This is a genomic window from Mycobacterium sp. TH-M106 (assembly GCF_057473765.1).
The window spans coordinates 1-1,743 of the sequence record NZ_JBYCLE010000603.1; the positions used below are offsets into that span (position 1 = coordinate 1).

A 1,743-nucleotide genomic window follows, 5' to 3' on the forward strand; every position below is an offset into this window, starting at 1 on the left:
GCCTGTACGCGCTGCAACACCGGGGTCAGGAAGCGGCCGGTATCGCCGTCGCCGACGGATCCCAGGTGGTGGTCTTCAAAGACCTCGGCCTGGTCAGTCAGGTGTTCGAGGAACAGACATTGGCGGCCATGCCGGGCCACGTGGCAATCGGGCACTGTCGTTACTCCACGACCGGCCAGACCACCTGGGAAAATGCGCAGCCGGTGTTCCACACCACCGCAGTCGGCACCGGCGTGGCGCTGGGCCACAACGGCAATCTGGTGAACACCACTGAGCTGGCGGCAACGGCGCGCGACCTGGGTTTGGTCAACCCTAGGCTGCCCGGCGCCGCCACTACCGACTCTGACATCCTGGGTGCGCTGCTGGCGCACGGCGCGGCCGACTCCAGCCTGGAACAGGCGGCGTTGGAGCTGCTGCCGACGGTGCGGGGTGCTTTATGTCTGACATTCATGGACGAGAACACCCTCTACGCCGCTCGTGACCCGTGGGGGGTGCGGCCGCTGTCACTGGGTCGGCTGGATCGCGGATGGGTGGTGGCCTCGGAAACCGCGGCCCTGGACATCGTCGGCGCGTCTTTCGTCCGGGACATCGAGCCGGGGGAGTTGTTGGCGATCGACGCCGACGGGGTGCGCTCCAGCCGCTTTGCCAACCCCACTCCCAAGGGCTGCGTGTTCGAGTATGTCTACCTGGCCCGTCCGGACAGCAACCTCGCCGGCCGGTCCGTGCATGCCACGCGCGTGGAGATCGGCCGCCGGCTGGCCCGTGAACACCCCGTCGACGCCGACCTGGTGATCGGCGTGCCGGAGTCCGGCACCCCCTCCGCAGTCGGATACGCACAGCAGTCCGGCATCCCTTTCGGGCAGGGTCTGACCAAGAACGCCTACGTGGGGCGAACTTTCATTCAGCCATCGCAGACCATCCGCCAGTTGGGTATTCGGCTCAAGCTCAACCCGCTCAGGGAGATCATCCGCGGCAAGCGGCTCATCGTCGTCGACGACTCGATCGTGCGGGGCAACACCCAGCGGGCCCTGGTACGGATGTTGCGTGAGGCCGGCGCGGTCGAGGTGCACGTGCGCATCGCCTCCCCGCCGGTGAAGTGGCCCTGCTTTTACGGCATCGACTTCCCCTCACCGGCCGAGTTGATCGCCAATGTCGTCGACGACGAGGCCGAGATGCTCGAGGCCGTCCGGCGCGCGGTCGGCGCCGACAGCCTGGGTTACGTCTCGCTGCGGGGCCTGATCGCGGCCACTGAACAGCCCGCATCGAGGCTGTGCACCGCATGCTTCGCCGGCGACTACCCGATCGAGTTGCCCGACGAAGCCGCGCTGGGCAAAAACGTCGTCGAACAGATGCTGACCACAGCTGCGCTGCAGGCCAAGAGCGACAACGACGACGCGGTGCGGCGCCCCTGACCGGGCAGTGTTGGCAACCGACACCGGCGGCGACCGCCGGCCGGTAACCTTTATCGCGATGACGCATCGCACAGCAGGCCAGGTTCATCGGGGCATGACCTACGCTTCGGCGGGAGTGGACATCGCAGCCGGTGACCGCGCCGTCGACCTGTTCAAACCGTTGGCCGGCAAAGCCACCAGACCGGAGGTGCATGGCGGGCTCGGCGGATTCGCCGGGCTGTTTGCCTTACGTGGCGACTACCGCGAGCCGGTGCTGGCCTGCTCCACCGACGGGGTGGGCACCAAGCTTGCCATCGCGCAGGCGATGGACAAACACGACACCGTCGGCATC

The 1,743-nt window shown here is 67.4% G+C and carries 1 protein-coding gene and 1 pseudogene; both read left to right on the plus strand.

The window, feature by feature from the left end; translation table 11 throughout:
* Positions 1–1,412 (plus strand): amidophosphoribosyltransferase (purF, locus tag AC2VOP_RS20535; RefSeq protein ID WP_486962681.1); only part of this gene is annotated, 1,412 nt, incomplete at its 5' end.
* A gap of 58 nt (positions 1,413–1,470) precedes the next feature.
* A pseudogene (locus tag AC2VOP_RS20540) lies at positions 1,471–1,743 on the plus strand (phosphoribosylformylglycinamidine cyclo-ligase); the annotation flags it as partial.